Source organism: Methylobacterium litchii (assembly GCF_038442315.1).
GTDB lineage: Bacteria > Pseudomonadota > Alphaproteobacteria > Rhizobiales > Beijerinckiaceae > Methylobacterium > Methylobacterium litchii.
This window is the reverse complement of record NZ_JBBXMY010000011.1, coordinates 36,276-60,431: the sequence shown is the minus strand read 5'-3', so window position 1 is coordinate 60,431 and position 24,156 is coordinate 36,276. Positions and strand designations below refer to the sequence as shown.

General features: G+C 70.4%; 23 protein-coding genes. 11 read left to right on the top strand and 12 right to left on the bottom strand.

Annotated features, from left to right (window positions below; translation table 11 throughout):
* Nucleotides 1–2: 2 nt before the first annotated feature.
* The 8 genes from AAHF99_RS18915 to rimP all read right to left on the bottom strand — a co-directional run bounded on the left by AAHF99_RS18915 (nt 3) and on the right by rimP (nt 12,178).
* Nucleotides 3–2,633: a histidine kinase dimerization/phosphoacceptor domain -containing protein gene (locus tag AAHF99_RS18915; protein ID WP_342166041.1), complete on the bottom strand. Its 2,631-nt coding sequence runs from the start codon at nt 2,631–2,633 to the stop codon at nt 3–5.
* 99 nt (nt 2,634–2,732) lie between these two features.
* Entirely contained in the window at nt 2,733–4,136 is a 1,404-nt protein-coding gene (locus AAHF99_RS18910) for a dihydrolipoyl dehydrogenase (RefSeq protein WP_342166040.1), read from the bottom strand.
* A gap of 72 nt (nt 4,137–4,208) precedes the next feature.
* A complete protein-coding gene (gene truB / locus AAHF99_RS18905; protein WP_342166039.1) occupies nt 4,209–5,234 on the bottom strand; it encodes a tRNA pseudouridine(55) synthase TruB in 1,026 nt (341 codons plus the stop codon).
* A gap of 91 nt (nt 5,235–5,325) precedes the next feature.
* Nucleotides 5,326–5,736, bottom strand: a complete 411-nt coding sequence (gene rbfA, locus AAHF99_RS18900; protein WP_342166038.1) for a 30S ribosome-binding factor RbfA — start codon at nt 5,734–5,736, stop codon at nt 5,326–5,328.
* Nucleotides 5,737–5,844: 108 nt separating this feature from the next.
* Nucleotides 5,845–8,877, bottom strand: coding sequence for a translation initiation factor IF-2 (infB, locus tag AAHF99_RS18895; protein WP_342166037.1), 3,033 nt, complete (start codon nt 8,875–8,877; stop codon nt 5,845–5,847).
* A 109-nt stretch (nt 8,878–8,986) separates the two neighbouring features.
* On the bottom strand, nt 8,987–9,691 hold the full coding sequence (locus AAHF99_RS18890) for an RNA-binding protein (protein ID WP_342166036.1): 705 nt from the start codon (nt 9,689–9,691) through the stop codon (nt 8,987–8,989).
* A gap of 23 nt (nt 9,692–9,714) precedes the next feature.
* Nucleotides 9,715–11,349 carry a transcription termination factor NusA gene (gene nusA, locus AAHF99_RS18885; RefSeq protein WP_342166035.1) on the bottom strand — a complete coding sequence of 545 codons (1,635 nt, stop codon included), beginning with the start codon at nt 11,347–11,349 and terminating at the stop codon, nt 9,715–9,717.
* A 31-nt stretch (nt 11,350–11,380) separates the two neighbouring features.
* Complete coding sequence (gene rimP / locus AAHF99_RS18880; protein ID WP_342166034.1) at nt 11,381–12,178, bottom strand: ribosome maturation factor RimP; 798 nt, start codon at nt 12,176–12,178, stop codon at nt 11,381–11,383.
* 188 nt (nt 12,179–12,366) lie between these two features.
* On the opposite strand from rimP, the gene AAHF99_RS18875 reads away from it, so the two are divergent.
* The 7 genes from AAHF99_RS18875 to AAHF99_RS18845 all read left to right on the top strand — a co-directional run bounded on the left by AAHF99_RS18875 (nt 12,367) and on the right by AAHF99_RS18845 (nt 18,128).
* Nucleotides 12,367–13,329 carry a glycoside hydrolase family protein gene (locus tag AAHF99_RS18875; RefSeq protein ID WP_342166033.1) on the top strand — a complete coding sequence of 321 codons (963 nt, stop codon included), beginning with the start codon at nt 12,367–12,369 and terminating at the stop codon, nt 13,327–13,329.
* A gap of 5 nt (nt 13,330–13,334) precedes the next feature.
* Complete coding sequence (locus AAHF99_RS18870; protein ID WP_342166032.1) at nt 13,335–14,291, top strand: glycoside hydrolase family protein; 957 nt, start codon at nt 13,335–13,337, stop codon at nt 14,289–14,291.
* Nucleotides 14,292–14,318: 27 nt separating this feature from the next.
* Entirely contained in the window at nt 14,319–15,068 is a 750-nt protein-coding gene (locus AAHF99_RS18865; RefSeq protein WP_342166031.1) for a class I SAM-dependent methyltransferase, read from the top strand.
* 35 nt (nt 15,069–15,103) lie between these two features.
* Nucleotides 15,104–15,799 carry a spermidine synthase gene (locus AAHF99_RS18860; protein ID WP_342166030.1) on the top strand — a complete coding sequence of 232 codons (696 nt, stop codon included), beginning with the start codon at nt 15,104–15,106 and terminating at the stop codon, nt 15,797–15,799.
* A 528-nt stretch (nt 15,800–16,327) separates the two neighbouring features.
* The gene (locus AAHF99_RS18855) at nt 16,328–16,960 is read left to right on the top strand and encodes an SPFH domain-containing protein (RefSeq protein WP_342166029.1); all 633 of its coding nucleotides are present in this window, start codon (nt 16,328–16,330) and stop codon (nt 16,958–16,960) included.
* Between the two features lie 71 nt (nt 16,961–17,031).
* Nucleotides 17,032–17,550, top strand: coding sequence for a hypothetical protein (locus AAHF99_RS18850; RefSeq protein ID WP_243953650.1), 519 nt, complete (start codon nt 17,032–17,034; stop codon nt 17,548–17,550).
* Nucleotides 17,551–17,576: 26 nt separating this feature from the next.
* On the top strand, nt 17,577–18,128 hold the full coding sequence (locus tag AAHF99_RS18845; RefSeq protein ID WP_342166028.1) for a hypothetical protein: 552 nt from the start codon (nt 17,577–17,579) through the stop codon (nt 18,126–18,128).
* A 6-nt stretch (nt 18,129–18,134) separates the two neighbouring features.
* Here AAHF99_RS18845 and AAHF99_RS18840 read toward each other — a convergent pair whose 3' ends face one another.
* Nucleotides 18,135–19,151, bottom strand: coding sequence for an aldo/keto reductase (locus AAHF99_RS18840; RefSeq protein ID WP_342166027.1), 1,017 nt, complete (start codon nt 19,149–19,151; stop codon nt 18,135–18,137).
* 164 nt (nt 19,152–19,315) lie between these two features.
* Between AAHF99_RS18840 and AAHF99_RS18835 the strand changes: the two genes are divergently transcribed.
* Together AAHF99_RS18835 and AAHF99_RS18830 are read left to right on the top strand one after the other, a co-directional pair.
* Nucleotides 19,316–20,215, top strand: a complete 900-nt coding sequence (locus AAHF99_RS18835) for a protein-methionine-sulfoxide reductase heme-binding subunit MsrQ (RefSeq protein ID WP_342166026.1) — start codon at nt 19,316–19,318, stop codon at nt 20,213–20,215.
* A 59-nt stretch (nt 20,216–20,274) separates the two neighbouring features.
* Nucleotides 20,275–20,652 carry a hypothetical protein gene (locus tag AAHF99_RS18830; protein ID WP_342166025.1) on the top strand — a complete coding sequence of 126 codons (378 nt, stop codon included), beginning with the start codon at nt 20,275–20,277 and terminating at the stop codon, nt 20,650–20,652.
* Between the two features lie 45 nt (nt 20,653–20,697).
* Here the strand turns inward: AAHF99_RS18830 and AAHF99_RS18825 are convergent, their stop codons facing one another.
* The 3 genes from AAHF99_RS18825 to AAHF99_RS18815 all read right to left on the bottom strand — a co-directional run bounded on the left by AAHF99_RS18825 (nt 20,698) and on the right by AAHF99_RS18815 (nt 22,044).
* Nucleotides 20,698–21,099 (bottom strand): hypothetical protein, encoded by a 402-nt coding sequence (locus tag AAHF99_RS18825; RefSeq protein ID WP_342166024.1) that lies wholly within the window; start codon nt 21,097–21,099, stop codon nt 20,698–20,700.
* Between the two features lie 244 nt (nt 21,100–21,343).
* Complete coding sequence (locus AAHF99_RS18820; RefSeq protein ID WP_243930532.1) at nt 21,344–21,520, bottom strand: hypothetical protein; 177 nt, start codon at nt 21,518–21,520, stop codon at nt 21,344–21,346.
* A 113-nt stretch (nt 21,521–21,633) separates the two neighbouring features.
* A complete protein-coding gene (locus tag AAHF99_RS18815; protein WP_342166023.1) occupies nt 21,634–22,044 on the bottom strand; it encodes a DUF4174 domain-containing protein in 411 nt (136 codons plus the stop codon).
* Between the two features lie 124 nt (nt 22,045–22,168).
* Between AAHF99_RS18815 and AAHF99_RS18810 the strand changes: the two genes are divergently transcribed.
* Both AAHF99_RS18810 and msuE read left to right on the top strand, forming a co-directional pair.
* Nucleotides 22,169–23,188 (top strand): NADP-dependent oxidoreductase, encoded by a 1,020-nt coding sequence (locus AAHF99_RS18810; RefSeq protein ID WP_342166022.1) that lies wholly within the window; start codon nt 22,169–22,171, stop codon nt 23,186–23,188.
* 331 nt (nt 23,189–23,519) lie between these two features.
* The gene (gene msuE / locus AAHF99_RS18805) at nt 23,520–24,095 is read left to right on the top strand and encodes an FMN reductase (RefSeq protein WP_342166021.1); all 576 of its coding nucleotides are present in this window, start codon (nt 23,520–23,522) and stop codon (nt 24,093–24,095) included.
* Nucleotides 24,096–24,156 lie beyond the last annotated feature (61 nt).

Here is a 24,156-nt window from a genome sequence, read left to right as displayed (position 1 = left end):
GGTCAGGCGGTGATGGTGAAGCAGGCGCCGGGGTTGTTCACGACGTCGAGGCGCGCATTGATCTGGTCGAGCATCGCCCGGATCAGCTTCATGCCGAGGCCGGAGCCCTGCGCACTGCCCTTCGGCTCAGCCCAGTCGTCGGGCAGGCCGGCGCCGTCGTCGCAGACCTTGAGCTGCACGCCGCCCTCGGTGTCCGAGGACGAGACCGTCACCTCGACCCGCCCGCCCCCCGTGGCCGTGGTGGCGTATTTGAACGCGTTGGTCACGAGTTCGGTGGCGATGAGCGAGAGCGCCACCGCCTTGCGGTAGGGCACCATCATCCCGCGCTCGACGGTGAGATCGACGGAATGCCCGTCCCCGGCGAGCCCGGCGAGGTCCTTGCACAGGCTCTCGATGGTGACGCCAAGATCGACCTCGTCCACCCGTTCGGCCTGATAGAGGCTGTCGTGCACGCGGGCGACGCTCATCACCCGCGCCGAGGTCTCGGCGAAGGCTTGGCGGGCCGCCGCGTCGGCGATCTGCCGCCGCTGCATCTGCAGGAAGGCCGAGACGATCTGCAGGGAGTTCTTCACCCGGTGGTCGATCTCCCGGGTCAGCAGGTCCTTCTGCGCGAGAAGGCGCTCCTTCTCCGCGAGGAGCCCGGTCAGCTCGTCGATCTTCCGGCGCTGGCGCAGCACCACGCCCTCCACCGCCTCCGCGAGGGAGGTGGCGAGGTTCGATTGCCATTCCGCCCAGGGGTTGGCGTGGCCGGTGCGCTCCTCGACCCAGCGCTCGAAGGAGCGCCGAGGCAGGACTGCCACCGAGCCGCTGCCGGCGAGCACCGGCTTGCGCGGGTCGCCGCCCCAGGTGACCGTGCTCGGCATCTCCGGCCGGAACCACACCAGCAGCGTCTCGCGGGAATCGTCCACGAAGGCCGCGAGCAGGCCGCTCGCCACCTCGCGATAGGGCGCGGCCTCGCTGTAGACCGTAGTGAACTGGCTGCTCTCGAACCGGGTCTCGCCCTCGGGCAAGGTTTCGCGCAGCCACGCAGCGATCTGCACCACCGCCTCTTCCGGGGGCGCGCGGCCGATCAGCGTCGCCCGGTCCCCCGTGACGATGCCCGCTCCGGTGGATTCGAACAGGTGCAGCAGCGTCGTGACGCCTCCGGTGAGGGCGGCGACGAAATCGTCCGAGCGGGTGAGGCTGCGGACCAGCCGTCCCTCGACGTCGAGATGCGCCTGCCGCTCGGCCCAAAGGCGGCGGGACTCGATCTCCTGCACCCGCATGGCGAAGGCGTCGGTCAGCACGGTCGCCGCCGCGCGGGTCTCCGGCGGCACGTAATGCGGCCGGCGGTGATGGCCGATCATCAGCCCCCACAGGCGCCCGTCCACCATGATCGAGATCGACATGGAGCCGTTCACGCCGAGGTTGCGCTGATATTCCAGATGGATCGGCGACAGGGAGCGGTGCTGCGCGAAGGTGAGGTCGATGGGCGCGTTGGCGCCCCCCGGCGCGCCGACGAGCGCCACCGGCACGCTGTCGCGGTCGATCACGAAGCGGCTCTTGGCCTTGGTGTAGAGGGCGCGGGCCTGGGCCGGGATGTCGGAGGCCGGGAAGCGCAGGCCGAGGAGGCTGCGCGACCATTTCGGCGTCTTGTCCTCGGCGACGGCCTCGCCGTTCCAATCCGAATCGAAGCGGTAGACCAGCACGGCCTCGAAGCCGGTGAGCGCGCGGATCTCCAGCGCGGCGACGCGGGCCGCACCGGCCAGGGTCTCGGCGGCGCGCAGCCGGGCCACGGCGAGTTCGGTGTCGGTCTGGCTCGCCAGCCGGAAATCGTCCGCGAGGTCGGGCTCGCGCTCGATCTCGACGATCAGGCGTTCGGCATGGACATGGGCCACGGCGAGGTAATTCGCCTCCGAGCGATCCGGGAACCGCACCCGCCGCCGGAGCGAGCGGCCCTCGTCCAGGGTCCCGCTCGCCAGCCGCGCCTTCACCGCCTCGATGAAGGCGGGCGGCAGGACGTCACCGAGGGGGCGGCCGAGCAGCGGCGGCTCGGCCGGGTCCACCACCTCCGTGACGTTGGTGGAGAAGGCGGTGACGAGGAGGGTCGCCGCGTCGGCGGCGAAGAGGACGGCGTTGGGCTGGATCGAGCCCGGAATGTGGATCGGCTCGCGCTCGCACAGGCTCGGATCGACCGGCTCGGCGCGGACCCGGCGCCCGATGGCGGAGACCACCGCATCCCGCGAGGCGCCGTAGCCGAGGCTCTCCAGGGGGTCGATGCGCAGCCACGTGACCGGCGCACCGTCGTACCGGCCGTGCTTCATCTGCACCTGCGCCCGCAGGGGCTGCGGCAGGCGGCCGAACACGTATTCGAACTGCTCGTCCAAGTCCCCGCGCCGGGCCCCGGCGAGGAAGCGGCCACGGAACGCCGGCACGTTGGCGGCCGGCATCACGTCCCGGAAGTAATCGCGCCCGAGCACTGCGTCCCGAGGAAGCTTGAGCAGCGCGCTCGCGCCTTCACTGAACGCGACGATGGTCCCCGCGCCGTCGAGGGCGATCACGCCTGCATCCAGGCGGTCGAGCTCGTCGGGGGCGAGGGTATCGAGGTCGGCACCGCCCTCGCGGCTCTCCAGGGGAGGCTCGCTCGGCGGCATCAGGCACGAGACCGGATCATCGGAGACGGTATGCCGGGGCTATCCGCGAAGTGCAATGCTTGCACGTCCCGTGTTGTACCCGCGATGCTGCGAAGTCCCTCACCCCCTTCGAGCATCCTCGATCCTTTGTATCATTTCGGACAATAACGTATTGAGCCCTTCTTCGACAGTCGGATGGTAAACGGGCCGGTCCATCATGGCATGGACGGTCAAGGTGTCGCGCAGGGCGTTCGACAGGATCTGGGACAGGTGCTCCACCGCCGGGCCCAGAAGCTCCCCGCCCAGCAGGCGACCATCCGGCGCGGCCCAGAGGCACGCGCCGCCCCGGTTCACGCCCTCCGTGCGGGCTCGGCCCTGATCGGCGAAGCTCATCCGCGCCACGATCCGATCCTCTGCCTCGGGGTCGAAGGGGGCGCCCACGCTGGCGGCCTGGGGGTGGGTGAACACCATCGCCAGAGCGGGCCAAGTCTCGGGGGCCTCGACCGGGCAGCCGGCGACGAGGGCGGCGGCGTTCTCGCCCGCGATGTGCCCCTGGCGGCTCGCCTCGTGCAGGATCGGACGCCACGCATTGGCATCCCCGGCGATAAGGATGGGTGCGCCCTCGCAGACGAGGCTGCGCGTGTCGAAGGCGGGCATCCCGTCCTCGTCCAGGGACAGGCCCGTCCTGTCGAGACCGAGATCGGACACGTTCGGGGGCCGCCCCGCCGCCGAGAGCACGTGGCTCACCTCGGTCGATTGGCGTGCGCCGTTCTTGTCGGTCCAATCGAGGCGGACGAGGTCGCCGACGCGCTCCGCCCCCTCGACCCGCGCCCCGAGATGGAGCGTGAACTCGTCGGAGAAGATCCTGGCCGCCTCGGCCACGAGGCCGGGCTCGGTCAGCCCGGCGATGGTGTCGCCTGAATCGAGGGCCGTCACCCGCACGCCAAGGCGCGCCATCGCCTGGGCGAGTTCGACGCCTACCGCGCCGAGGCCGAGCACCGCGAGGGAGGGCGGAAGGTCCGCAATCTCGAAGATCGTGTCGGTGGTGAACAGCCGGTCGCCCAGTTCCCTCAGGGGCTTCGGCACGGCCGGGCTCGACCCCGTCGCGATGACGGCAGCGCCGAAGCGCAGGCGCGTCTCTCCGTCGATCACGAGGGTACGGCCGTCGAGGAAGCAGGCCTGCCCGGCCATGCGGTCGTCCTCGGGGATCTCCGCGACGCCGTCGAGCACCAAGCCGACGAAGCGGTCGCGCTCCCGGCGCAGGCGGGTGAGGACGGCCGGGCCATCGACGCGCACCGATTCGACACGGATGCCGAACAGATCGGTGCCGCGCGCGCCATGGGCGGCCTCGGCGGCCGCGATGAGGAGCTTGGAGGGCATGCAGCCCACGCGGGCGCAGGTGGTGCCGCCGGGGCCCCGTTCGATGAGGATGGCGCGGGCCCCCTTGGCGCGCGCCGCCCGATACGCGGCGAGACCGGCGGTTCCCGCCCCGATCACCGCCACGTCGCATTCCCGTTCGCGCATCCAGGCCCCGCTTGTCGCAACGGGGAGCCAACAGGGCTGAATCGCCCCGCGTTCCGGGTGCGCCGACGCGCCTCAGGCGCGGCCGGGGGCCGTCCCGCCGAGGTGGAAGACGCGGTGCGGCACGAGCTCGCCGCGCTCCACGTCGCCCACGGCCACGAGGATGCCGGAGCAGGTCGCGAAGGCCTTGCCGGAGACCGGGGCATCGCGCCCGCGCAGGATCACCGGCTGGCCGCGCATCAGGCGCAGGCCCATGTCGCGGGAGACGGCGATGCCGGGGATGGCGTCGAGGGCGGTCTCGACCGGGCGCAGATGGGCCAAAGCCGCCTCCGGCCCCTGGTCGGTCAGGGTCGCCACGGCGCAGGATTCCGCCTCGGCGAAGGGTCCGACGCGGGTGCGGCGCAGGGCGGCGACGTGGCCGAAGCAGCCGAGCATCCGGCCGAGATCGCGGGCGAGCGCGCGGACATAGGTGCCCTTGCCGCATTCGGCCTCGATGATTGTCTGGCCGTTCTCGTGGCCGACCACCTCCAGGCGGTCGATCTGCACCGGCCGGGCGACGAGTTCCACGGTCTCGCCGTCACGGGCGAGGTCGTAGGCGCGCTCGCCCTGGATCTTGATGGCCGAATAGCGCGGCGGCACCTGCTCGATGGCGCCGACGAAGGCCGGTAAAGCCGCCTCCACCGCCGCCCGCTCCGGCCGCGCCTCGCTGGTGGCGACGGGACGGCCCTCGGCGTCGTCGGTATCGGTCTCGACGCCCCAGGAGACGGTGAAGCGGTAGGCCTTGCGGCCATCCATCACGAACGGGACGGTCTTGGTCGCCTCGCCCAGCGCGATCGGCAGGATGCCGGAGGCCAGGGGATCGAGGGTGCCGGCATGGCCCGCCTTCTTCGCGTTGAAGGCGCGCTTCACCACGGCGACGGCGTGGGTCGAGGTCATGCCGACATGCTTGTCGAGGATCACCCAGCCCGACACGTCCTTACGCTTCGGGCGATCGGGCCGGGGACCGCGCTGCTGAGGGCGGCGCCCGTCGTGGCTGCGGGCTTCGCCCGGCAGGCCGGCGACCGGCTGCGCCGGAGCGTGATCGTCGGTGGAAACCGTCATGTCCCTCTGTGCCCTGGAACGTGAAAAACAAGGTTTCAAAAGGACTTGGTCCTTTTGCGGGTGCAGGGCGGCGCCCTGCGTCACTCCCGGATCAATGATCCGACTCGTGATCCGTTTCGTCGAGATCGCGCCGAACCCGGTCGTCGCGGAGCAGGCGGTCGATCCGCGCGGCCTCGTCGAAGGTCTCGTCGCGGCGAAAACGCAGCTCCGGCGCGAATTTCAGGTTCACCCGCCGGGCCACCTCCTGGCGCAGGACCTTCTGGTTCCGCTCCAGGGCCGCGATGACCGGGGCCTCATCCTGCCCGCCGAGCGGCATGATGTAGGCCGTCGCCAGCTTCAGGTCCGGAGACATCCGCACCTCCGGCACCGTCACGACATGCGAGCCGAGCACGGGATCCTGGATGTCGCCCCGCTGCAGCACCTCGGCGAGCGCATGGCGGATGAGCTCCGCGACGCGCTGCTGGCGCTGGGTAGGGCCTGTCGGTGTGGGTTTCTGTGCCATGTCCGTGAGCTAAGGCCCCGCCGTGAGGGGGGCCCTGCCTCCTCGAAAAAGAAAAGACGGCCGCGGCATGTGCCGCGGCCGCCCGGTCCGGACGGTTCGTCCGGACGATCAGAGCGTGCGGCGGATCTCTTCGACCCGGTAGCACTCGATCTCGTCGCCTGCGCGCATGTTCTCGAAGTTCTCGAAGGCCATGCCGCATTCCTGGCCGCTCGTGACCTCCTTCGCGTCGTCCTTGAGACGCTTGAGGGTCTTGAGCTTGCCTTCGTGGATGACGACGCTGTCGCGCACGAGGCGGACATGGGCGCCGCGCTCCACGACACCGTCGGTGACGCGGCAACCGGCGACCTTGCCGACCTTCGACACCTCGAAGACCTGCAGGATCGTCGCCTCGCCCAGGCGCTCCTCGCGGAGCGTCGGCGGGAGCATCCCCGACAGCGTGGCTTTAATGTCGTCCACGAGGTCGTAGATGATGTTGTAGTAGCGGATATCGACACCCGCGCGCTCGGCGGCCTCGCGGGCCTCCTTGTGGGCGCGGACGTTGAAGCCGATCACCACCGCCTTGGAGGCCTGGGCCAGGGTGATGTCCGACTCGGTGATGCCGCCGACGCCCGAGAGCAGGATGCGGGCCGCGACCTCGTCGTTGCCAAGCTTCTCCAGGGCACCCACGATGGCCTCGACCGAGCCCTGCACGTCGCCCTTGATGAGGACGGGCAGTTCCTTGCGGAGCGAGCCTTCCTTGGCCTCGCGCATCATGTCGACGAGCGAGCGGTTGGCACCGCCGGTGCGGGCCGCGATGCGCTCGCGCTTGATGCGGGCGCGGTACTCGGTGACTTCGCGGGCACGGGCCTCGGTCGGGACCACGATCACGCGGTCACCGGCATCGGGCGTGCCGTTGAAGCCCAGAACCTCCACCGGCACCGACGGGCCGGCGTACTGAACGTTCTCGCCGAGGTCGTCGATGAGGGCGCGGACCTTACCCCACTCGGCACCGGCCACGACGATGTCGCCGGTGAAGAGCGTGCCGCGCTGCACGAGCACGGTGGCCACGGGACCACGGCCGCGATCCAGCTGCGCCTCGATCACGGTGCCCTCGCCATCGCGCTTCTCGTTGGCGCGGAGGTTCATGATCTCGGCCTGGAGCTGCAGACCCTCGAGGAGGTCGGGCAGACCGTCGCCGGTCTTGGCCGACACCTCGAATTCCAGGGTCTCGCCACCCATGGACTCGACCTGGATGTCGTGCTGCAGCAGCTCGGTGCGGACCCGCTGCGGGTTCGCGTCCGGCTTGTCGATCTTGTTGATCGCGATGATCATCGGGACGTTCGCCGCCTTCGCGTGCTGAATCGCCTCGATGGTCTGGGGCATGACGCCGTCATCGGCCGCCACCACGATCACCACGATGTCCGTCACCTTGGCGCCACGGGCGCGCATGGAGGTGAAGGCCGCGTGGCCGGGGGTGTCGATGAAGGTGATGAGGTCGCCGGAGGGCGACGCCACCTGATAGGCGCCGATATGCTGCGTGATGCCGCCGGCCTCGTCGTCGGCGACGTTGGCCTTGCGGATCGCGTCGAGCAGCGAGGTCTTGCCGTGATCGACGTGGCCCATGATCGTGACGACCGGCGGACGGGGATCGAGATCCTCCTCCAGATCCGGCTCGTCCGAGGACAGACCCTCTTCGACGTCCGACTCGGCGACGCGGCGGACCGTGTGGCCCATCTCCTCGGCGATGAGCTGGGCGGAGTCCGAATCGATCACGTCGGTGATCTTGTGGATCTGGCCCTGCTTCATCAGCATGCGGATCACATCCACCGCCCGCTCCGACATGCGGTTGGCGAGCTCCTGGATGGTGATCGTCTCGGGGATCGTCACCTCGCGGGACAGCTTTTCCTTCTGCTCCACCTGGCCACGGCCGCTCATCCGCTGCTGGCGGCGGCGGAACGAGGCGACGGAGCGCGTACGCTCGTCCTCACCAGCGGTGGCGTTGGCGATCGTCAGACGGCCGCGGTTGCGGTCGCCGCCCGGACCCTTGGGGGTCTTGGGCGGGGTGATGATCTTAAGCGGCATGCCGGGACGGCGGATGACCCGCTTCGTCTCCGACTCGTCCTCGTTGGTCTGCGCGCCGCGACCGGCGGCCGGGCGGGCCGCCGTAGCACCGGCCGGACGGGCCGCCGTGGTGGGCGTGGCCGACTTCTCGGGCTCCGGCGCGGGCGCCGGGCGGGCCATGAAGTTCAGGTCACGCGGCTTGCGGTTGTCGGCCGTGAGGATCTTGCGCGGCTCGTTCGACGCCGGGCGCGGAGCCGGCGGGGCGGACGGACGCGGAGCCTGACCCGCCGCAGCGGCGGGACGGCCGGCACCGGCCGGACGCGCGGCCGACGGCTGGCGCGCCGGAGCGGCCAGCTGACGCGGCGCGGAGACCGGAGCCTGGACGGCAGCCGGGGCCGGCGTCTGGGGAGCGGCGGGGGCCGGAGCCTGGACGGCCGCCTGAGCGGGAGCCGGGCTGGCGGCGGCCGGAGCGGACGCGGCGGGCGCCGGGGCAGCGGGGGCCGGAGCGGAAGGCGCGGGAGCGGCCGGAGCCGGGGTCGCGGCGGCGGCTTGCGCGGCGGCGGCAGCCTGAGCCTCGGCGGCAGCCTTGCGGGCAGCCTCCTCGGCGGCCTTCGCCTCGGCGGCGGCACGGGCGGCCTCCTCCTCGGCGCGGCGGCGGGCTTCCGCCTCCTCGCGCTGACGGCGGGCCTCGGCCTCGGCGGCGGCGCGCTGGGCAGCGGCATCCTCCTCGGCCTTGCGGCGGGCATCCGCCTCGCGACGCTGGGCGTCGGCCAGGGCGGCGGCGCGGGCCGCACTTTCCTGTTCGCTCAGGGTGCGGAGGACGACGCCACCGGCAGCGGGACGCTGCGGCGGACGCTGCGATCCGGCCGGTGCCGCCCCGGCGGGGCGGGCATTGGCGGCGGGACGCGGTGCGGGCGTTGTCGGAGCCGGGTTCGCCGGGGCACCGACGCGGCGCTTCACAGTCTCGACCATGACCTGCTTCGTGCGGCCATGGGAGAAGCTCTGACGCACCACGCCCTGTTCGATCGGACGCTTCAAGGAAAGCGGCTTGCGGGGGCCCCGCTCCGCAGTCTTGTCGCCCGGGTTGTTCGTATCACTCATCCAGTCAGAACCCTGGGGGTTTCCATTCGTGCCGTGGACTGCGCCCCGGTGGCGCCGGCTGCGCAGTCAATCTCGTATCGTCTCGTGGGGCTCGTACGATCCCGCCGTGTCAGGCAGTCTCGGGCTCCTCGGTCGCCGTGGCGGCGCCCTCGAACGAGCGTAGCCGACGCCAACGCGACAGGCAGCCGGCAGCTCCGGCTCCTGCGACGAGCGCAGCGTGTATCACATGATCCCGACCCAAAGCCATGTCCAATTCGTCTTCGGACAAGTCATCGACGATCGGGATACCCGATATGGCTTGTCCATGCCTTCGCATCAAGGCCGCAGCGATCTTCCTGCGCCCGTCCGGACTGGCTTCGGCGGCGTGAATCACCGCCGCGACGCCGGGATCCGCCCCGATGGCCGATTCGACCTTGCCGAAGCCGGCGACGATGCTGCCCGCCTTGTTGGCCATCGCAATTGCCTGCCGCAACTCGGCGCGCAAGGCCTCGCCGAGTCGGTCGGGGAGATCGGCCCCGACCGTGGTCGGCCCCTTAAACGCCCGTGAGAACAGGTTTTTCTTCACCGCCGTCGCCACGACCTCGCGCCGGGCGCTGATCCAGGCGCCCCGGCCGGGCAGCTTGCCCCGCAGGTCCGGCACGACGGTCCCGTCCGGGCCGCGCACGAAGCGGATCATCGCGTCGGGGGCCTGGGCCACCCGCGTGACGATGCAGGTGCGCGTGCGCGCACGGCGGCCGGGGCCCGCGTGGTCGGGGCCCGAATCGAGGGCATCCTCGATCCCGGCCTCCGTCGTGTCGTCCACGGCCTCGCTCATGCTGCGGCGCCCGGCCCCCTCGCTCAGGCCTGCTGCTCGGCCGGCTCGGCCTCGCCCTCGGCGTCCTCGCCCTCGGCCTCACCGTCGGCCTGCTCCTCCGATTCGGCCGGAGCCTCGATCCAGCCCGCATGGACGCGGGCGGCCATGATCAGCGCCTCGGCCTCGGCCCGCGACACCTCGAACCCGTCGAGGAAGCCCGCGTGGCGCACGGCCTCCGGCCCACGGCCCTCGGTGTAGCCCACGAGGTCGTCCGTGGCGCAGCCCGCCAGATCCTCGACCGACTTCACGTCGTTCTCGCCGAGCGCCACCATCATCGGCGTGGTGATGCCCTCGAGCTCGCGCAGGTCGTCCGAGACGCCGAGTTCACGGCGGCGATCATCGTACTCCTGCTCGATCCGGGCGAGGTGATCCTGGGCACGAGCCTGGATCTCGGCGCCGGTCTCCTCATCGAGGCCCTGGATGTTCGACAGCTCCCCGGTCTCGACGAAGGCGATCTCCTCCACCGAGCGGAAGCCTTCCGCCGCCAGCAGCTGGCCGACGGTCTCGTCCACGTCGAGGGCTTCCATGAAGGTCTGGGTCCGCTCGGCGAACTCCTTCTGGCGGCGCTCCGATTCCTCGGCCTCGGTCAGGATGTCGATGTCCCAGCCGGTGAGCTGCGAGGCGAGGCGCACGTTCTGGCCGCGACGGCCGATGGCGAGCGAGAGCTGGTCATCCGGCACCACCACCTCGATGCGGTCGGCCTCCTCGTCGAGCACCACCTTCACCACCTCGGCGGGCTGGAGGGCGTTGACGATGAAGGTCGCCTGATCCTCCGACCACGGGATGATGTCGATCTTCTCGCCCTGCAGCTCGGCCACCACCGCCTGGACGCGGGAGCCGCGCATGCCGACGCAGGCGCCGACCGGGTCGATGGACCCGTCGCGGGAGATTACGGCGATCTTGGCGCGGGAGCCCGGATCGCGGGCCACCGCCTTCACCTCGACGATGCCGTCGTAGATTTCCGGCACTTCCTGGCCGAACAGCTTGGCCATGAATTGCGGGTGCGAGCGCGACAGGAAGATCTGCGGCCCGCGCACTTCCGAGCGCACGTCAAACAGGTACGAGCGGATGCGGTCGCCGGGGCGGAAGGTCTCGCGCGGGATCATCTCGTCGCGGCGGACGATGCCCTCGCCACGGCCGAGATCCACGATGACGTTGCCGTACTCGACGCGCTTCACGACGCCGTTCAGGATCTCGCCGATGCGGTCCTTGTACTCGTCGAACATCCGGGCGCGCTCGGCGTCGCGGACCTTCTGGACGATGACCTGCTTGGCCGACTGGGCGGCGACGCGGCCGAAATCGAAGGGCGGCAGGGTGTCGGAGATGACATCGCCCACCAGCGCGCCGGGGTTGAAGCGGCGGGCCTGATCCAGCGTGATCTCGCGGGCGTCGTTCTCGACCTGCTCCACCACCAGCAGGTGGCGGGAGAGGCGCAGCGCGCCGCTCTTCGAATCGATCTCGGCGTGCACGTCCGTCTCGGCGCCGTAGCGGGAGCGGGCGGCCTTGGCGATCGCCTCCTCCATCGCCTCGATGACGATGCTGCGGTCGATCACTTTCTCGCGGGCGACCGCGTCGGCGATCTGGAGGAGTTCGAGCCTGTTGGCGCTGACGACGGCCATGGGTTCAGGTCCTTCTTCTCAAACGGGAATTCTAGAGCGGTTCGTCCTGGCCCTTGAGCCGGGCGGCCTTGGTGATGACCGGCCCCTTCGGCCCGCTCCGCGCGGACTTCTCGGCGGCCGGCTTCCTGGCCGGAAACTTGGTCGTCTTGCCGGCGGGCGCCTTGCCCGGCGACTTGGCCCCCGACTTGGCCTTCGGTGAGGCGGCCTTGCGCGGAGCCGGACGCGGCGGGGCCTCGTCCTCCTCCTCGACATCATCCATCTCGTCGGCGGGCGGGCCGCCCCGGCGCAGGGATTCGCGCACCAGTTCGTCGGTGAGGACGAGATGGGCCTCCGCAAGGTCGCGCAGCGGCACCGCGATGCGGCTCGGCAGGCCCTCCTTCACGTCGGGCAGGTCGACCGGCACCGTCTTGCCCTGGGCATCCGGCGTGCCGAGGATGCCCCGGAAGCGCTTGCGTCCGTCCAGCGGCACGGCCAGTTCCAGCTTCGCCTCGTGCCCCGCCCAGCGGGCGAAGTCCGAGACCCGCACCAGCGGCCGGTCGATGCCCGGCGAGGACATTTCGAGGTTGTAGGCGCCGCCCACCGGATCGTCGAGGTCGAGGATCGGCGACAGGACGCGGCTCGCCGCCTCGCAATCGTCGATGGTGCAGGTCCCGTCCGGCCGCTCCAGCATGATCTGCACGGTGCAGCCGTTCTGGGCCGAGACCTTCACGCGCACCAGCCGATAGCCGAGGCCCTGCAGCGGGCCTTCGATGACGCGCGCCACCTGGGCGCCCACGCCGGTCTCGCCGGTGAGGCGCGGTTCCGCGAGATCGGAGGGAATGTCGGCCATGGAGGTTTCGCGCAAGAGCCCGCTTCAGAGGCGACGTTGCGGCCAAAAAAAAGAGCGGGCCCGGGGGCCCACTCCAAACCGCAGCCTCGCGACTGCCATCAGAAATGTTGCGCGTAACTTACGGGCATTCGCCTTCCGCCGCAAGGGCTGCGCGGGTAGTCTGCGCCATCGCGGGATGGGGGAACGACGTGCCGCATTGGCGCAAGCTCGGACGGGTCTTCGACCCCATGGCGGTCCACGACAGGCCCTGGCTGAAGGAGTTCGCGCAGGCGCCGAGCGCCCTGATCTGCGGCGACGTCGTGCGGATCTACTTTTCCTGCCGCCCGCCCGCCGACGCGGCGGGGCAATACGTGAGTCACAGCGCCTATGTCGATCTCGACCGGGCCGACCTGTTCACGATCCGCGCCGTGGCCGAGGCACCGATCCTGCCCCTGGGGCAGACCGGCGCCTTCGACGAGTTCGGCGTCTATCCCGTTTCGGTGATCCGTCACGGGGACGAGGTGCGGGCCTATTACGCCGGCTGGACGCGCTGCGAATCGGTGCCCTTCAACACGGCCATCGGCTGCGCCGTGAGCCGCGACGGCGGCATCCGCTTCGAGCGTCTGGGACCGGGGCCGATCCTGCCCTACGGCCCGGACGAGCCCTTCGTGATGAGTGGCCCCAAGGTCCGCATCTTCGGCGGCGTCTGGTACCTGTTCTACATCGCCGGCCGGAGTTGGAAGATGCATGGTGGCCGGGCCGAGCCGGTCTATCGCATCCGCATGGCGACCTCGCCCGACGGGCTGACCTGGACCAAGGCGGGCCGTGACCTGATCCCGCCCCGGATCGAGCCCGACGAGGCGCAGGCGAGCCCCGACGTCTTCTTCGCGGGCGGGCGCTACCACATGCATTTCTGCTACCGGTACAGCACCGATTACCGGGGCCATGAACGCGGCTACCGCATCGGCTACGCCTGGAGCGACGACCTCGTGACATGGACCCGCGCGGACGAGCGCGCCGGCCTCGACGTCTCGGCGGAGGGGTGGGACGCGCAGATGGTGAGCTACCCGCACGTCTTCGCCGTCGATGGGCGCACCTACCTCGCCTATCTCGGCAACGATGTCGGGCGCGGTGGCTTCGGCCTCGCCGTCCTCGACGGGCCGATGGGGTGAGGCCGATGCGCTGGGACAGGCTCGGCCTCGTCTTCGACCTGACGGCGCATCCGCTGCCCTTCGGCATCGGCGCATTCGCGCAGGGGCCGCAGGCCCTCGTGCTGGACGACCGCGTGCGGGTCTACTTCTCCACCCGCAGCCGCGATCCGGACGGGAAGTACCGCAGCCTCGTCGCCTTCGCGGATTTCACCCGCGATCTCTCGGCCGTCCTCGGCGTCAGCCAGAGCCCGGTGATCGAGCCCGGCGGGTTGGGCACCTTCGATGAGCACGGCATCTTCCCGATGACCGTGCTGGCTCATGGGGATCGGGTCTTCGGCTACACGACGGGATGGAGCCGCCGCGTCTCGGTCTCCGTCGAGACCGGAATCGGCCTCGCCATCAGCACCGATGGCGGCCTCACCTTCACCCGGCACGGGACCGGGCCGGTGCTCTCGGCCACCCTGAACGAGCCCTTCCTCGTAGGCGACGGGATCGTGCGGGTGATCGGCGGCCGGTTCCACATGTGGTACATTTTCGGCACCGAGTGGACCCGGCCAGCGCCCGGCGCGGAGGCCGAACGGGTCTACAAGATCGGGCACGCCACCTCGGCGGACGGGATCGCCTGGGTGAAGGAGGACGGGCGCCGGATCGTACCCGACCGCCTCGGCCCCACGGAGTGCCAAGCGCTGCCCACCGTCTTCGACCGGGACGGGCGCCACCACATGGTGTTCTGCTACCGCGAGCAGATCGGCTTCCGCACCGATCCGTCGCGGGGCTACCGCCTCGGCCATGCGTGGTCCGACGACCTCGCCACCTGGACGCGGGACGATGCCATGCTCGGCCTGCCGGGCGTGGCGGGCGAATGGGACGGGGCGATGCAATGCTACCCGAACGCCTTCACCTGCGACGGGGCCACGTACCTCCTCTACAACGGCGATGCGTTCGGGCGATTCGGTTTCGGCGCGGCGCGGCTTGTCCCGTGACGGGGCGCCGGATCAGGGAAACGGACCATGACCGGACCACGCGATTTCGACCGTGAGGCGCAGGATGTGCAGGGGCACCGCTACGCCTACGACTTCGATTTCGATGTCATGCACGGCTACATGGTGCGCGCCTTCACGCCGTTCTTCCGGCCGGGCCGGCTGCTCGAACTCGGCAGCTTCCGGGGCGACTTCACCAAGCGGCTGACACCACACTTCTCCGACATCACCTGCGTCGAGGCCTCCGGCGAGGCCGTGGAGGCCGCGCGCGACCGACTCGGCGACGCGGCGACCATCACCCACGCCACCTTCGAGGAGGCCGCCCTCCCCGGTCGCTTCGACACGGTGGTGCTCACCCATGTCCTCGAACATCTCGACGACCCGGTCGGCGTCCTGCGGCGGGTGAACGACGAATGGCTCGCCGAGGGCGGGCGCCTCCTCGTCGCCTGCCCGAACGCCAACGCGCCCTCCCGGCAGATCGCCGTGCGGATGGGCTTGATCCCGCACCACAGCGCCGTCACCGAGGCCGAGCGCCAGCACGGCCACCGCCGCACCTACGCCCTCGACACCCTGGAGCGCGACGCCGTGGCGGCGGGCCTGCGCGTCGTCCACCGCTCCGGGATCTTCTTCAAGGCGCTGGCGAACTTCCAGTGGGACGCGCTGCTCGAGACGGATATCGTCTCGCAGGACTACCTCGATGGATGCTATGCGCTCGGTCAGGTCTATCCCGACCTCTGCGCGAGCATCTACCTCGTCTGTGAGGCAGGCCGCGCGGCCTGACCCGGAGCCGCCTTCGCGCGGCGTGAGAGTGACCCGTGCTTCCCTGGATCGAGATCGACACCGGCCCCGTCCCCGGCTGCGAGGCGCCCCTGCGGCTGATGCAGCGCGGCCATGAGTTCTCGATCTTCGCCGGATCGAACGAACTGATGAACAGCTTCCGCGGCGGCTCGGAGGAGGCGCTGGCCGTCCTCGCCTGCGAACGGCTGGCCGGGATGCGCGCCCCGCGCGTGCTGATTGGCGGGCTCGGCATGGGCTTCACCCTGCGCGCCGCGCTCGCGAATCTCGGCCCCGACGCGCATGTCGCGGTCGCCGAACTGGTGCCCAAGGTCATCGCCTGGGCGAAGGGCCCCCTGACCGGCGTGTTCAAGGGCTGCCTCGACGATCCCCGCCTCGCCCTGCACGAGGCCGACGTGAACCGCCTGATCCAGTCCGGCGAGGGCGCCTGGGACGCGATCCTCCTCGACGTCGACAACGGCCCCGAGGGCCTGACCCGGCGGGAGAACGACCGCCTCTACGACAGCTGGGGGGTGAAGCGCGCCCTGTGGGCGCTGAGCCCGAACGGCGTGCTCGGCGTGTGGTCGGGCGGGCCGGACCGCAAGTTCAAGGCGCGCTTGCAGAACGGCGGCTTCGCGGTGTACGAGGTGCGCCCCCGCTCCGGTGGCCGGCGCGGGGCGCGTCATGTCGTCTGGCTCGCCACCCGCGCGCAGGGCGCCGGCCACCGGACCCGGTGATTTTTTAACGCGGCCGGGGCGTTTTCGAACGCACGCCCCGGCCAGTATTCATCGGAACGCGGGAGCGACTTCTTCGCCCCGCGCAAGCATTCCCCGGCACCCCTCGCCCTTGTGAAAATCTGCCCATTGGGTCTTCGCGGGGGCGTCGATGCCAGTCGGGGTTGTATTTCTTCCGGCTTGCTTCTGATCCTAAAGCGATTGAACCACCGGGGGTTGCGATACTGCCTGGCGTGGGCGGATCGTCCAGCACAGTGCAACGCAGCGCGATCGACTGAGCTATGCGCTCGACCCGGCAAAAACTGCCGCTCACATGTTAATCCGCGGCAGGACAGATTAGAAAAGGCTTACCCGGCAACTGCATGTTAACTGCGCATTAACCATGGCCATGGTCCACATACGATTAGATTAAGTTTTCGTGTGGAGGGCAGAAACATGGCGGTGACTGCGCGCACTCCCTGGTCGCAAATCTTGAACCAGTTTGCGGAAGGGCTCGACGCTATACCTGATCAAAGGAGCGCCGAAATTCTTGTGTTGAAGTCCAGTCTCGATAACCCGGCCGCGTCTCGCGACGAGGACGCGGTGGAGGTGGCGGCGGAGGCGATCCGGCCGCAGGTGACGGCCCAGATGGCAGCCCCGGTCGCGCCCCAGGCGACGGCGCAGGCGTCCATCGCGGCCTCGGCCCAGTACGCCGCGCAATATGCGGCGGCGGCCGAGCTGGACCCGGCCTCCGGCGAGGACCTGTCCGACTGGACGGCCACCCTCGACATCATCAACGGCATGGCCGGCTACGCCGACGAGCAGCGCTCGCGGGTGAAGGAGCAGGCCAAGTCGTACAAGGAGACCCTGCAGGACCTGCAGAAGGAACTCCGCGACGTCCACCAGCGCCTGCGTCTCTTCGAAAAGCAGGCCGCCGAGACGCAGCTTCAGGCCGATGCCCGCGTCCAGCGGATCCAGGCCGAGGCCGACGCCCAGGTGCAGGACATCCGGCTCGCCGCCGAGGCCCAGATCCGCTCGATCCGCAACGAGGCCGACGGCCGCGTGAAGATCGCCGAGGAGAAGACCCGCGCCGCCAACCTGCGCGCCGTGACCGCCGAGAAGTGGTTGCAGCGCATCGACAACGCCGCCAAGAACCTTCTGACCGGCGTCCATACCGGCGTCTGAGCCGCTCGCTCTCACCGTGCCCGGCCCGTGCCGGGGACTACCGCAACAGGGACGAAACGGGACAGGGACCGATGGACGACCACAACAACGATCAGAACCCCACGGTCAGCTCCCTGATGGACAAGGGCAAGAAGTTCGCGAACGCCGAGCAGGTCAAGAAGATCCTGCTGCTGAACACGGCCGGCAAGTCCTCCCCCGAGCGGGGCACCTTCGACGGGTTCCCGAACTCGGAGAAGATGGCTGGTCTGCTGGACCGGGTCCGCGATGCGGCGAGCTACATCCGCGACGTCGAGGACCGGGCCCAGGAGCAGGAGTTCCGCACCCAGGAACTGCTTGACCAAGTGCGCGCCGACATGCAGGCCGCCCGCAGCCAAGTGCAGGCGGCCGAGCAGCGCACGCGGGAGATCCAGGCCCAGGCCAACGCCCTGATCAAGGCCGCCGAGGACCGCGCCCGGGTCGCCGAGGAGCGGGCCGAGACCGCCGAGGGCTGGCTGCGCCGCATCGCCGAGGCGATCGAGTCCGAGTTCGCGCCGGGTTCCGACGAGGCTGCCGCGATCCGCTCCAGCATCGGCCGCGCCGCCGTGGCGTGACGGTCCGCAGGGGACAGGGGACCGTCATGCCAGGGATAGACGAAGGGTTCTGGGACCAGCTCGACGCCCGCATCGCCGCCACCATCGTCCGGGCGCCGCGGCGCCTCCGGCCCCCGCAGGCCTCCTCGAACCCGGCGCGGGTGTCGCGACCCGCGTCGATGATCGAGGTGCAGGCGGAGCGGCACCACGTCTCCGATTGGACGGGGCTCGTGGAGACGATCTCGGCGGCCGGGGCCGCCGCGCAGGTGCAGGACGAGCGGCTGCGCGAGCGGAATGCCGCCTACGAGGTCCTGGCGGGCGATCTCAGGCGCGCCCTGGACGATGTCGAGCGCTACAAGGGCCTCGTCGCCCAGGCGCAGGCCCAGGCCGAGGCGAAGGCCCGCGAGATCCAGGCCCTGGCGGAGGCCCGGATCGACGCGATCCAGGCCCGTGCCGATGCCCGCGTACAGCGGGCGGAGGAGCGCGCCCACGCCGCCGACCAGCGGGTGATCGTGGTCGAGGACTGGCTCACCACCTTCGAGGAGGCGAGCCGGAGCCTCCTGCCGGCGCTCCGCGCGCCGATCGCCAAGGCGTCCTAGCGGCCGTCAGCCCTCGCCCGACCGCGGCAGGCGCCCCTCGATCGGGTAGGCCGGGTCGTTGTAGCCGGGCGTCGAGGGGTGGCCCACCGCCACATGCGCGTCCACCAGCGCCTCGTCCTCGGCCGTGAAGGCGTAGGCGAGGGCGCCGACATATTCCTCCCATTGCGCGAAGGTGCGCGGCCCGGCGATCACCCCCGTCACGAGGCGGTTGTTGAGCACCCAGGCCGTGGCGAACTGCCCGGCGGTGATGCCCCGCGCCTGCGCGTGGTCGCGGAACAGGCGGGCGATCCTCAGGGATTCCGGCCGCCACTCGGTCTGCATCATGCGCGTGTCGGCCCGGCCCGCGCGGGTTTCCTGCGGCGGCGGGGCATCGGGATCGTACTTGCCGGTGAGCACGCCGCGCGCGAGGGGCGAATAGGGGAACACCCCGAGCCCGTAATGGGCGCAGGCCGGCAGGTGCTCGGTCTCCGGCATCCGGTTGAAGGCGTTGTAATAGGGCTGGCTCACCACCGGGCGGTCGATGCCGGCCTCGTCGCACAGGCGGCAGATCTCCGCGACGCGCCACGCGCGGTGGTTCGAGACACCGAAATGGCGGATCTTGCCGGCCCGGACGAGGTCGGCCATCGCCCGCACGGTCTCGGAGAGCGGCGTCCCGTGATCTTCCTTGTGCAGGTAGTAGATGTCGATGAAGTCGGTGCCGAGCCGGCGCAGGCTGTCCTCGACCGCCTTCATGATGTGCACGCGGGAGAGGCCGCCCTCCTGCGGGCCCTTGCCGGTCGGCGTCGCGACCTTGGTCGCCAGCACCCAGGCATGGCGGTCGGCGGCGATGAGCCGGCCGGTGACCTCCTCGGAGCGCCCCTCGGTGTAGACGTTCGCCGTGTCGATGAAATTCACCCCCGTCTCGCGGGCATGGGACACGATCCGGCCGGCATCGGCCTCGTCGGTCGGGCCACCGAACATCATCGTGCCGAGGCAGATCGGCGAGACCTTGAGGCCGGAGCGGCCGAGACGGCGGTACTGCATGGCGGCGATGGTCCTTTTCTCGCGACGGCCCAATGTCGGCCGTGTTCTCCCCGCGTCAACCGGCCGGCGGCGTAACCGGGGGCGGCGGCGCGGCGAACTGACCCGCGAGGGGACGGAACGGCCGCCCCGCCGTTACCGTCTCCGTGTCCCAGAAACCGATCCCGATGACGCGCACCGCATCCCTGGCTCCCCGCCCGGCTCCCCGGATCTGGCCCTGGCTCGACAGGGCGGGCCGGCTCTCCTGGCTGAAGCTCGTCCTGTTCCTCGCCTGTCTCGCGCCGGCCTGCGAACTCGCCATCGCCTACCGGCTGGACGCGCTCGGGGCGAAGCCCGTCACCGCGCTGATCCACGGGACCGGCGAATGGGCCGTGCGCTTCCTGCTGGCGGGCCTCGCCATCACGCCCCTGCGGCGCATCGCGGATTGGCCCAAGCTGATCCTTGTGCGGCGGATGCTCGGCGTGACCACCATGGCCTACGCCCTGGCCCACCTCGCCCTCTACGTCGCCGACCAGAATTTCGACCTCGTGAAGGTCGTCTCGGAGATCGCCCTGCGGATCTACCTGACGATCGGCTTCGTCGCCCTGGCCGGGCTAATCGCGCTTGGCGCCACCTCGACCGATGCCGCGATCCGCAACATGGGCCCGAACTGGCACCGGCTGCACCGGCTCGTCTACACGATCACCGTGCTGGGCCTCGTCCACTACTTCCTGCAGGCGAAGATCGACGTCTCCGCGCCGGTCTTCTGGACGGGCGTGTTCCTGCTGCTGATGGGCTGGCGGATCATGCGCAAGTTCCGCCTGCCCGAGCGGCCCTGGGCGCTGCTGCTCCTCGCCATCGCCGCTGCCCTGCTGACGGCAGGGCTGGAGGCGGCGTGGTACGGGCTCGCCAGCGGCGTGCCGGCGAGCCTCGTCCTGGCGGCGAATCTCGACTTCTCCGGCCCGATCCGGCCGGCGTGGTGGGTGCTCGCGGTGGGCCTCGCGCTGCCGGTCACGGCCCTGGTGCGGACCTCGCGGGCCGCCGCCGACGTCCGGGGCGCGGCGCCGCGCTTGTCGCCGCGCGCCTGATATCGCAGAACCCGCCGGCTCCCCCGCCCTCCCGGCGGGGCGATGGCGGAGTGTTCCGGATGACGCGCGGCCTGCTTCTCCTCCTTGCGGGCGCCCTATGGCCCGCTGCGGCGCTGGCGGCGCCCCCGGCCAAGCCGCCCGCACCGCCGGCCCAGGCGGCCCCCGCGCCGGTCGCGACGACCTGCACGGTGCCCACGCCGCCCGCGATCGGCGAGCGGCCCGTCAAGCCGGCTTTGCCGCAGAAGCCCGCCTGCCTCGACGCCAAGGAGGGCTGCCCCGGCTGGGAGGCCTACAGCTACAACGATGCGGTGAAGGTCTTTAACATCCAGGCCCAGGCGTTCCGGCCCCTGGCCGAGGCCTATCTCCAGAAACTCAACGCCTACGTGAAGGCGAGTTCGGCCTACGCCCAGTGCGAGGCCGAGGCGATGCAGAAGTAGGCAGGACGCCGGCCGCGCCGCGAGCGGGCGACCGGCGCCGTCACTTCAGGCCGTCTTGGTGGAGACGGGCTTCGGGAAGGCATCCGCGAACGAGCCGGAATTCGACCAGCCCTGCGAGCCGGTGCCGGTATGGCTCGACGTGTCGTAGTTCCAGGTCTCGGTCACGGTCGAGAAGTCGGGGCCGTGCTGCTCGACCCGGTGCGGCTGGACGCCCCCGAAATCGAACGTACCGTCATGCGGCAGGGTGAACGGGGTCGGGACCTCGACCTGCGGGATCTCCCGCGCGATCGCATCCAGGTCGTCGAGGAAGGCGACGTCTTCGGCGACATCGTCGAAGGTCGGGACCGTCACCTCCGGCGGCAGGAACTGCGCGAGGTGCGACAGCTCCGACTGGACGTGATTGTAGATCGAGTCGTAGCTGAAGTCGAAATCTTGGCCAAAGCTCATGGGAAACTCCCAAGCTGGTCGGCCGGTTGTAGAAGTATCGAACAAACACAACCCGGCCGTGATGAGCCGACATAGCATTCGCCACCGGCATCGATATCTACATTTTTCTCGGATCGGGAGTCAACGTCTCGAAATTCGTGCAGATCGACTCAATAAAGAGGCAAATAGTACGCTCGATACTTGAATATCAGGCCGCGTCTTGCGCGCTCTGGGACACTATCCTAGCGAGTCCGGCGGCGGGACATCAAATCCGCGCCGGCGCCTTCTTCAGTGCGGCGGCGAAGGCCTTGAGCTGGCGGTTGAGGTCGGCCAGCTCGTTGAGGGCGATGGTCTTGTGACCATCGCGGACCGCGCGCTCGATATCCTCGACCTGCGAAGCGACGAGGCGGCGGAGTGCGGTGGCGACTTGTTCACGGGTCATCGGTCGAGCGTCTTCGCGGAGGATCGGGAGGACGGCCGGACGGGCGGCCAGGCACCTCCCGGTGATAGGCGGGTAGGCTTAACCGTTCGTGTCGCGTAGGCCCCGTCCCCGGATCACGGGCCGCTCGAGCGGGTCCGCATCTCGTCCTTCCGCATCGGCATGGCGTCGATGGTGGCGAACAGGGTCTGCGGCGGGATCGGCTCCTCGGAGACGAGCTTCGATCCGCCGTCCTTGCCGATCAGCACGGCGCGGAACGCCTCCGGCGGCAGACGCAAGCGCTTGCGCAGGGCCGTCGCCTCCGGCCCGGTGCCCACCGCCTCCATCACGACGAGGTTCCGCTCGGCGAGGCCGTCCCGCACCGGCCCGAGGGCGGCGCGCTGGGCCTTAAGCCCGGCATCCCCGGCGCTGGGCGCCGAGACCACGAGGATGCGCGAGCGCCAGCGCTGGGCGGCCAGGGGGTCGCGGGCCGCCGAGGCCCCGAAGGCCAGGGCCGCCAGGCAGAGACCGGCCACGAACGCGCGCATTCCTCATCTCCCGTCGCAGGACAAGACCAACGCGCCCGCGTCCCGGTCGTTGCCGATTTGCTTCGGCGGGCCGTACGCCCCAGATCCGGGGCCCAGTCCACCTCTCGCGCATCCGGGGTCCCCCATGGCCGCCATGAACCGCCGCATCGTCCTGGCTTCCCGCCCGCACGGCGAACCCAAGCCCGACGATTTCCGCCTCGAAGAGGTGCCCGTGCCCGAGCCGGGTCCGGGGCAGGTGCTGCTTCGGACGAAATGGCTCTCCCTCGACCCCTACATGCGCGGCCGGATGAGCGCGGCGAAATCCTACGCCGCCCCCGTGGAGATCGGAGCGCCGATCACCGCCGAGACGGTCGGCGAGGTCGTGGCCTCGAACCATCCCGACTACAAGGTCGGCGAGTTGCTGACCGCCTTCGCCGGCTGGCAGGAATACTTCGTCACGGACGGCAAGGGCTCCCGCCGGATCGACCCGGCGCAGGCCCCGCCCTCCACGGCGCTGGGCGTCCTCGGGATGCCGGGCATGACGGCCTATACGGGCCTGCTCAACATCGGCCAGCCGAAGGCGGGTGAGACCGTCGTGGTCGCCGCCGCCACGGGGCCGGTGGGCTCCATGGTCGGGCAGATCGCCCGGCTGAAGGGCGCGCGGGCGGTGGGCATCGCGGGCGGGCCGGACAAGTGCCGCTACCTCACCGAGGAACTGGGCTTCGACGCGGCGGTCGATCACCGCGCCCCGGACTTCGCCGACGCCCTCGCCCGCGCCTGCCCCAAGGGCATCGACGTCTATTTCGAGAATGTCGGTGGGGCCGTGTTCGACGCGGTGCTTCCGCTCCTGAACGACTTCGCCCGCCTGCCGGTCTGCGGCCTCGTCTCGGCCTACAACGCCACCGAGGTGCCCCCGGGGCCAGACCGCCAGCCGGCGCTGATGCGCATGGTGTTGACCAAGCGCCTGCGCATCCAGGGCTTCATCGTCTGGGACTTCGCATCCCAGGCCGAGGAGTTCCGCCGGGAGGTCAGCGCGTGGATCAAGGACGGCCGCGTGCAGTACCGCGAGGACGTGGTCGAGGGGCTGGAGAAGGCGCCGGAGGCCTTCATCGGCCTGCTCAAGGGCCGCAACTTCGGCAAGCTCGTGGTGCGCGTCTCGTCCTGAGCCGCCGGCCCCGAGGCGGTTTTCCTCTCCGGGACGCCGCCTCGGGGCGATTTTCTTCGCCGCGCCGCTCGCACGGCGACACAGTTCTTCCAAATATCCATTGCGCAAAAGATGAGTACGGCGAACATTTCGCCTGCATGTCCCGCCACGCGGCGAGGCTTTTTCTGCCTCTTCGGGCAAAGCCGGAAATATCGTCTGGCGCGACGGCGATCTTTGAAAAGGCATTTCATTGACGGGAATGCCGCCCGGCGCCACTCTTTGTGGCGACACCTTGGCATGCCCGGCGCGGAATACGCGTCGTCGCGGCCAGACCCACCAGAAAGATCCCGCGATGACACGTCCGAGACTCGTCGGCCTGAGCGCGAACGTCCAGCGCCCCTCCAAGACGCGCACCCTGGTCGACCTGATCGTCCGCGAGGCCGCCGCGCGCGGCCCCGTCGAGACCCGCGTGTTCGACTTCGTGGATGCGGGCACCGGCCTCGGCGCCGCCTGGACGCGGGACCAGCTCTCCCTCCCCGCACGGCGGCTGGTGGAGGCCATCGAGGAGGCGGACGGGCTCGTCGTCGGCTCGCCGGTCTACAAGGGCAGCTATACCGGGCTGTTCAAGCACCTGTTCGATCTGGTCGATCCCGCCGCGCTGGCGGGCAAGCCGGTCGCCATCGCCGCGACGGGGGGCGGCCCCCGCCACGCGCTGGTGGTGGAGCATTCGTTCCGGCCGCTCTTCGGCTTCTTCGGCGCGCTGCAGGTGCCGGTGACGGTCTACGCCTCGGATTCCGAATTTACGGACGGCGCCCTGACCGACCAGGGGGTGCGCGAGCGCGTCGGGCTCGCGGGCAGCCTCCTCGCCGACCTGCTGGCGCACCGGGCGGCGGCGGATGCCCCCCTCTCCCTCGCCGCGGCCCGGTGAGCGCCGTGACCCTGCACAGGCGCACCCTGCTGGCTGGGCTCGCCGCCCTGCCGGCCCTCAA

Excerpts from the sequence above, each read along its gene's own strand:
- truB (WP_342166039.1), bottom strand. The coding sequence starts at position 5,234 with ATGACGGTTTCCACCGACGATCACGCTCCGGCGCAGCCGGTCGCCGGC.
- AAHF99_RS18830 (WP_342166025.1), top strand. The coding sequence starts at position 20,275 with ATGACGCGCGGCCTGCTTCTCCTCCTTGCGGGCGCCCTATGGCCCGCT.
- rimP (WP_342166034.1), bottom strand. The coding sequence starts at position 12,178 with ATGGCCGACATTCCCTCCGATCTCGCGGAACCGCGCCTCACCGGCGAG.
- AAHF99_RS18865 (WP_342166031.1), top strand. The coding sequence starts at position 14,319 with ATGACCGGACCACGCGATTTCGACCGTGAGGCGCAGGATGTGCAGGGG.
- AAHF99_RS18835 (WP_342166026.1), top strand. The coding sequence starts at position 19,316 with ATGACGCGCACCGCATCCCTGGCTCCCCGCCCGGCTCCCCGGATCTGG.
- AAHF99_RS18815 (WP_342166023.1), bottom strand. The coding sequence starts at position 22,044 with ATGCGCGCGTTCGTGGCCGGTCTCTGCCTGGCGGCCCTGGCCTTCGGG.
- AAHF99_RS18810 (WP_342166022.1), top strand. The coding sequence starts at position 22,169 with ATGGCCGCCATGAACCGCCGCATCGTCCTGGCTTCCCGCCCGCACGGC.
- AAHF99_RS18840 (WP_342166027.1), bottom strand. The coding sequence starts at position 19,151 with ATGCAGTACCGCCGTCTCGGCCGCTCCGGCCTCAAGGTCTCGCCGATC.
- AAHF99_RS18825 (WP_342166024.1), bottom strand. The coding sequence starts at position 21,099 with ATGAGCTTTGGCCAAGATTTCGACTTCAGCTACGACTCGATCTACAAT.
- AAHF99_RS18820 (WP_243930532.1), bottom strand. The coding sequence starts at position 21,520 with ATGACCCGTGAACAAGTCGCCACCGCACTCCGCCGCCTCGTCGCTTCG.
- AAHF99_RS18845 (WP_342166028.1), top strand. The coding sequence starts at position 17,577 with ATGCCAGGGATAGACGAAGGGTTCTGGGACCAGCTCGACGCCCGCATC.
- msuE (WP_342166021.1), top strand. The coding sequence starts at position 23,520 with ATGACACGTCCGAGACTCGTCGGCCTGAGCGCGAACGTCCAGCGCCCC.
- AAHF99_RS18915 (WP_342166041.1), bottom strand. The coding sequence starts at position 2,633 with ATGCCGCCGAGCGAGCCTCCCCTGGAGAGCCGCGAGGGCGGTGCCGAC.
- AAHF99_RS18870 (WP_342166032.1), top strand. The coding sequence starts at position 13,335 with ATGCGCTGGGACAGGCTCGGCCTCGTCTTCGACCTGACGGCGCATCCG.
- AAHF99_RS18890 (WP_342166036.1), bottom strand. The coding sequence starts at position 9,691 with ATGAGCGAGGCCGTGGACGACACGACGGAGGCCGGGATCGAGGATGCC.
- AAHF99_RS18910 (WP_342166040.1), bottom strand. The coding sequence starts at position 4,136 with ATGCGCGAACGGGAATGCGACGTGGCGGTGATCGGGGCGGGAACCGCC.
- nusA (WP_342166035.1), bottom strand. The coding sequence starts at position 11,349 with ATGGCCGTCGTCAGCGCCAACAGGCTCGAACTCCTCCAGATCGCCGAC.
- AAHF99_RS18850 (WP_243953650.1), top strand. The coding sequence starts at position 17,032 with ATGGACGACCACAACAACGATCAGAACCCCACGGTCAGCTCCCTGATG.
- infB (WP_342166037.1), bottom strand. The coding sequence starts at position 8,877 with ATGAGTGATACGAACAACCCGGGCGACAAGACTGCGGAGCGGGGCCCC.
- rbfA (WP_342166038.1), bottom strand. The coding sequence starts at position 5,736 with ATGGCACAGAAACCCACACCGACAGGCCCTACCCAGCGCCAGCAGCGC.